The sequence below is a fragment of the Nonomuraea sp. NPDC001684 genome, assembly GCF_053596515.1.
This window is the reverse complement of the sequence record NZ_JBSFGJ010000551.1, coordinates 1-5,541: the sequence shown is the minus strand read 5'-3', so window position 1 is coordinate 5,541 and position 5,541 is coordinate 1. Positions and strand designations below refer to the sequence as shown.

Sequence of the window (5,541 nt, the reverse complement as noted above, 5' to 3'; positions counted from 1 at the left end):
GCGACGCCCGGATGAGCGGCACCGCGTACGGCACGTTCGTCCTGCACGCCTCGCCGGAGGCGGCGGCCGGCGGCCCGCTGTCGCGGGTGCGCACCGGCGACCCGATCGTGCTCGACGTGGCCGCCAGGAGGCTCGACGTCGACGTCCCGGAGGCCGAGCTGGCCGCCAGGGAACCGGTCATGACCGGCCACGCCCGGCCGGTCCGCGGCTGGGAGCGCCTGTACGTCGACCACGTCACCCAGGCGCACCTCGGCGCCGACCTCGACTTCCTGACGGGCTCCTCCGGCGACGCCCCCGGCCGGGAGTCCCATTGAGAGCAAAGAGTGCCCGGCGCCGTGCGCGGAATCTTCCCCGTGGGGTACGGGGTTCCCTACGGGAGCCCGGCTCAGCGGATCTCCCGCGAGTGCGGGACGATGTGATCAGGTTTGACGACGTATGAGGAGGAAGCGGTGAACGGCGACATCAGCCAGAGCCAGGAGTGGGCGGCTCTGGGCAAGCATCACGAGGAGCTGGCGGGAAAGCAGCTTCGTGAGCTGTTCGCGGAGGACCCGGGCAGGGCCGGGCGGATGACGGTGAGCGCCGGGGACCTCTACCTCGACTACGCCAAGCACCGCGCCACCCAGGAGACGATCGACCTGCTGGTGGCCCTGGCCGAGCGGGCGGGCCTGCGCGAGCGCATCGCCGCGATGTTCGGCGGCGAGCACATCAACGTGAGCGAGGACCGCGCCGTCCTGCACGTCGCGCTGCGCATGCGGGAGAACGCCAAACTGGTCGTCGACGGCCAGGACGTCGTGGCCGACGTGCACGCGGTGCTGGACAAGATGAGCGCCTTCGCCGACCGCGTCAGGTCCAAGGAGTGGAAGGGCGCCACCGGGCAGCCGATCAGGACCGTGGTCAACATCGGCATCGGCGGGTCCGACCTCGGCCCGGCCATGGCCTACGAGGCGCTGCGCGACTACGTGGACGCCGGCGTCGAGGCCAGGTTCGTCTCCAACATCGACCCCGCCGACATCCTGGGCAACCTGCGCGACCTCGACCCGGCCACCACGCTGTTCGTGGTCGCCTCCAAGACCTTCACCACGCTGGAGACGCTGACCAACGCCAGGGTCGCCCGGTCCTGGCTGGTCGGCGCGCTGGGCGAGGACGCGGTCGCCAAGCACTTCGTGGCCGTCTCCACCAACGCAGAGAAGGTCGCCGAGTTCGGCATCGACACCGACAACATGTTCGGCTTCTGGGACTGGGTGGGCGGCCGCTACTCCTACGACGGCGCCATCGGCCTGTCGCTGATGATCGCCGTCGGACCGGACCGGTTCCGCGAGATGCTGTCCGGCTTCCACAGCATGGACCAGCACTTCCGCACCGCGCCCTTCAACGCCAACATGCCGGTCCTGATGGCCCTGCTCGGCATCTGGTACACCGACTTCTTCGGCGCCGAGACCCGCGCCGTGCTGCCCTACAGCCAGCGGCTGCACCGCTTCCCGGCCTACCTCCAGCAGCTCACCATGGAGTCCAACGGCAAGTCGGTGCGCGCCGACGGCAGCCCGGTGACCGTCCCGACCGGCGAGATCTTCTGGGGCGAGCCGGGCACCAACGGCCAGCACGCCTTCTACCAGCTCCTGCACCAGGGCACCCGGCTCGTCCCGGCCGACTTCATCGGCTTCGCCGAGCCGTTCGAGGACCGCGAGGGCATGCACGACCAGCTCACCGCCAACCTGCTCGCCCAGACCAGCGCGCTGGCCTTCGGCAAGACCGCCGAGGAGATCGCGGGCGAGGGCACGCCGCCGGAGATCGTGCCGCACAAGGTGATGCCGGGCAACCGGCCCACCTCGACGATCCTGGCGACCAAGCTCACGCCGTCCACGCTGGGCCAGCTCGTCGCGCTCTACGAGCACATCGTGTTCGTCGAGGGCACGATCTGGGGCGTCGACTCCTTCGACCAGTGGGGCGTCGAGCTGGGCAAGAAGATGGCGCTCGACGTGGCGCCCGCGCTCACCTCCGACGAGCCGCCGCAGACCTTCCCCGACTCCTCGACCGAACAACTCGTGCGCAGGTACCGCGAGCTGCGCGGAAGGCGGGCCTAGAGATGGGGCGGGCGGGCGCGCTGGTCCTGTTCGGCGTCACGGGCGACCTCGCGCGCAAGATGCTGCTCCCCGCGCTCTACCACCTGACCGCCGACGGCAGGCTCGACCTGCCGATCATCGGCGTCGCCAAGACCGACATGGACCTCGACGCGCTGCGCGAGCACGCCCGCGAGGCGTGCGGCGGCGTCCAGGACGCGGCGTTCGAGAAGCTGGCCGGCAACCTGCGGCTGGTGGCGGGCGACTACCGCGACCCCGAGACGTTCGCGAAGCTGCGGCAGGAGGTCGAGGGCAAGGGGTTCCTCGTCCACTACCTGGCGGTGCCGCCCGCGCTGTTCTCCGTCGTCGCCGAGGGGCTGGCCGGGGCCGGGCTCAACCACGAGGCCAGGCTCGTGGTGGAGAAGCCGTTCGGGCACGACCTCGACTCCGCGCGCAGGCTCAACGACGAGCTGCTGAAGTACTTCGACGAGGACCACCTGCGGCGGGTCGACCACTTCCTGGGCAAGGAGCCGGTCGAGGACCTCATGGTGTTCCGGTTCGCCAACATGCTGCTCGAACCGCTGTGGAACCGGAACTACGTGCGCAGCGTGCAGATCACCATGGCCGAGGACTTCGACGTCGCCGACCGCGGCGGCTTCTACGACGCCAACGGCACGGTCCGCGACGTGGTCCAGAACCACCTGCTGCAACTGCTGGCCATCCTGGCGATGGACCCGCCGCCGTCCATGGACGCCCGCGCCCAGCTCGACGAGAAGTGGCGGGTGCTGCGCGCCGTCCAGGCCGTCGACCCGGCCCACGTCGTGCGCGGCCAGTACGACGGCTACCTCGACACCCCCGGCGTCCGGCCCGGCTCCACCACCGAGACGTTCGTCGCCATGCGGCTCTACATCGACAGCTGGCGGTGGGCGGGCGTGCCCTGGTGCATCCGTTCTGGCAAGGCGCTGCCCACCACCGACCTGGAGATCGTGGCCGAGCTGCGCAAGCCGCCGGTGACGATGTTCCGCGGCGGCGACGTGCCGCCGGGGCCCAACCTCATCAGGTTCCGGCTGCAGCCCGACGCCGGGGTGACCTTCGACGTGCTGGCCAAGGAGCCCGGCCGGCAGCGGACGATCCCGGTGCCGGTGAGCGTCGACTTCACCAAGGTGCTCGGGCCGATGGAGGCCGCCTACGAGCGCATCCTGACCGACGCCGTCAGCGGCGACCCGCGGCGGTTCGCCCGGTTCGACCTGGTGGAGGAGTCGTGGCGGATCGTGGGCCGGCTGCTCGACCTGCCCGACCAGCCGCTGCCGTACGAGAAGGGCACCTGGGGGCCCGAACCGGCGGAGAAGATCCCGCCGGGCGGCTGGCACGAGATCTCCACCACGTTCGACTAGCGGCCGATCCGGGTGAACGATGGGCCCATGGACATCAAGGAGCTGTTGGAACAGTCGAAGGACGCCGTCACCGTCAGGCGCGTCTTCGGTGAGCCGATCCACCATGGCGACGTCCTGGTCATCCCCGTCGCCCGGGTCGCCCAGGGCGGCGGGGCCGGTCAGGGGCAGGGCCGGGACGAGAAGGGGGAGGAGCTCGGCAGCGGCGGCGGTGGCGGCTTCGGCTACAGCGCCACCCCGGCCGGGGTGTTCGTCATCAAGGACGGCGACGTGCAGTGGCGTCCGGCCGTCGACGTCAACCGGATCGTGCTCGGCGGCCAGATCGTCGGCCTCGCCCTGGTGCTGACGATCCGGACCATCTTCAAGAAGTGGCGTCACAGGAGGTAACGGGGGCACATCATCTGACGTGCTCATCGATCTGCTCGACGCGGGGCTGCCCGGCCACGAGGCGCTGCTGCCCGGCTCCAACCTGCCGGTGCGGGTCGCCCCGCTGGGCGGCGGCACGTCGCTGGTCCGCTTCCCGCCCCGGTGGAGCCGTCCCGGCCGCGGCCACTACCTGGCGGGGGAGGAGTTCGTGCTGCTGGAGGGCGAGCTGCGGGTGTCGGGGGTGGCGTACCTGCCGGGGGAGCACGCCTGGCTGCCCGCCGGCGCTCTGCGCCACTCCGGCGCGGCGCCGGCGGGGGCGCTGGTGTGCACGTTCTTCGACGGCGAGCCCACCTGGGTGTCCAGCGACCTGGACGAGCCCGACGGGCCCAGCCTGCGCACCCCGCTGGTGAGCGTCGTCGTCCCCGAAGGCGGGCTGCCGCTCACGTCGCACTCCGTGCTGCTGGACACGCCCGTCCCGCTCGACCACCCGGCCGAGATGATCACGGTGCCGAGCTGGACGTGGGAGCTGTCCACCTTGATCCCCGAGGGCCGGGTGCTCGTAAGGTGGACGCCATGATGACCTCTTTGACGCAGTTCGTGGGGTTCGGTGCCCTGGTGCTGGTCGGGGCGATGTCGCCCGGCCCCGACTTCGCGGTCGTGGTGCGCCGCTCGGCGCTGTCCGGCCGCGGGCACGGCATGGCCGCGGCGGCCGGGATCGCCGTGGGCGTGGCCGTCTGGGTGATGGCCGCCGGCACCGGCGTGGCCGCGCTGCTGGCCGCCTCGGCCACGGCCTTCACCGTGGTCAAGATCGTCGGCGCCCTCTACCTGCTCTACCTGGGGGTCAAGGCGCTGCGCGCGGCCCTGCGCACGGGCGGCGCGCTCGACCTCGGCCTGCCCGCCCCCGCCGACCGCGGCCCGTGGGCGGCCTTCGCCGAGGGGCTGCTGACCAACGTGCTCAACCCCAAGGCCGCGCTGTTCTTCGTGGCCCTGGTGCCGAACTTCGTGAGCGAGGGGGCCGCGTTCGGCGACACGCTGCTGCTGTCGGCGGTCGCGCTGGCCGGCACGATGGTCTGGTTCCTCACGGTGGCGAACGTGGTGAGCACACTGCGCCGGGTGTTCGCCCGGCCCGGCGTGCGCAAGGCCGTGGACGGGCTGACCGGCGCCGCGCTCATCGGCCTCGGCGTCAACCTGGCCGTCGCCGGCCGCCCTTGACCGGCCCCTCGACGGCCCGGCCATGAGCGGCGCGCGGCCGCGTCAGGAGACGGCGACGCCGAGCAGGTGGCCGAGGCCGAAGGTGACGGCGGCGGCGCCCGCGCCCAGCCCGAGCTGGCGCAGGCCGCCCAGCCACCACGGCCGCGCGGTCATCACCGCCACCGCCGCGCCGAACCCGAACAGCGCCACCATGCTCAACGCCAGCGCCAGGAACAGCCCCGACGCCCCGAACAGGAACGGCGCCAGCGGCACCAGCGCCCCCGCGGCGAAGGCGAGGAACGACGAGCCGGCCGCCAGGTAGGGCGAGGGCAGGTCGTCGGGGTCGACGCCCAGCTCCTCGCGCACGTGCACGCGCAACGCCTGCTCCGGATCGGCCGACAGCCCTTCGGCGACCCGGCGGGCGAGGTCGGCGTCCAGGCCGCGCGACCGGTAGAGGGCGGCCAGCTCGGCCCGCTCGCCGTCGGGGTTGCGGGCCAGCTCGCGCCGCTCCACGGCGATCTCGGCCCGCATCAGCT

6 protein-coding genes and 1 pseudogene are annotated in these 5,541 nt (G+C 72.2%); 6 read left to right on the top strand and 1 reads right to left on the bottom strand.

All coding sequences use genetic code 11. The annotated features are described in order from the left end of the window. From ACWCSD_RS46780 to ACWCSD_RS46755, 6 genes and pseudogenes are all read left to right on the top strand, one after another. A pseudogene (locus ACWCSD_RS46780) lies at positions 1–314 on the top strand (dihydroxy-acid dehydratase); the annotation flags it as partial. Between the two features lie 135 nt (positions 315–449). Next, entirely contained in the window at positions 450–2,081 is a 1,632-nt protein-coding gene (gene pgi, locus ACWCSD_RS46775) for a glucose-6-phosphate isomerase (protein WP_387669436.1), read from the top strand. A 2-nt stretch (positions 2,082–2,083) separates the two neighbouring features. Beyond that, positions 2,084–3,451 (top strand): glucose-6-phosphate dehydrogenase, encoded by a 1,368-nt coding sequence (gene zwf, locus ACWCSD_RS46770; RefSeq protein WP_387669435.1) that lies wholly within the window; start codon positions 2,084–2,086, stop codon positions 3,449–3,451. Between the two features lie 27 nt (positions 3,452–3,478). Then, positions 3,479–3,835 (top strand): spore germination protein GerW family protein, encoded by a 357-nt coding sequence (locus ACWCSD_RS46765; RefSeq protein ID WP_449925299.1) that lies wholly within the window; start codon positions 3,479–3,481, stop codon positions 3,833–3,835. A 19-nt stretch (positions 3,836–3,854) separates the two neighbouring features. Next, positions 3,855–4,391, top strand: coding sequence for a cupin domain-containing protein (locus ACWCSD_RS46760; protein ID WP_364337566.1), 537 nt, complete (start codon positions 3,855–3,857; stop codon positions 4,389–4,391). Then, positions 4,388–5,026, top strand: a complete 639-nt coding sequence (locus ACWCSD_RS46755) for a LysE family translocator (RefSeq protein ID WP_397156357.1) — start codon at positions 4,388–4,390, stop codon at positions 5,024–5,026. Before ACWCSD_RS46760 ends, ACWCSD_RS46755 begins: the two co-directional genes overlap by 4 nt. Positions 5,027–5,068: 42 nt before the next feature. On the opposite strand, the gene ACWCSD_RS46750 is transcribed toward ACWCSD_RS46755, so the two are convergent. Beyond that, positions 5,069–5,541: VIT1/CCC1 transporter family protein (locus tag ACWCSD_RS46750; RefSeq protein ID WP_449925297.1), on the bottom strand; the 473-nt coding region annotated here is incomplete at its 5' end.

What these genes read in the sequence shown, in the direction of transcription:
- zwf (WP_387669435.1), top strand. Translation starts at nt 2,084, where the DNA reads ATGGGGCGGGCGGGCGCGCTGGTCCTGTTCGGCGTCACGGGCGACCTC.
- ACWCSD_RS46765 (WP_449925299.1), top strand. Translation starts at nt 3,479, where the DNA reads ATGGACATCAAGGAGCTGTTGGAACAGTCGAAGGACGCCGTCACCGTC.
- ACWCSD_RS46755 (WP_397156357.1), top strand. Translation starts at nt 4,388, where the DNA reads ATGATGACCTCTTTGACGCAGTTCGTGGGGTTCGGTGCCCTGGTGCTG.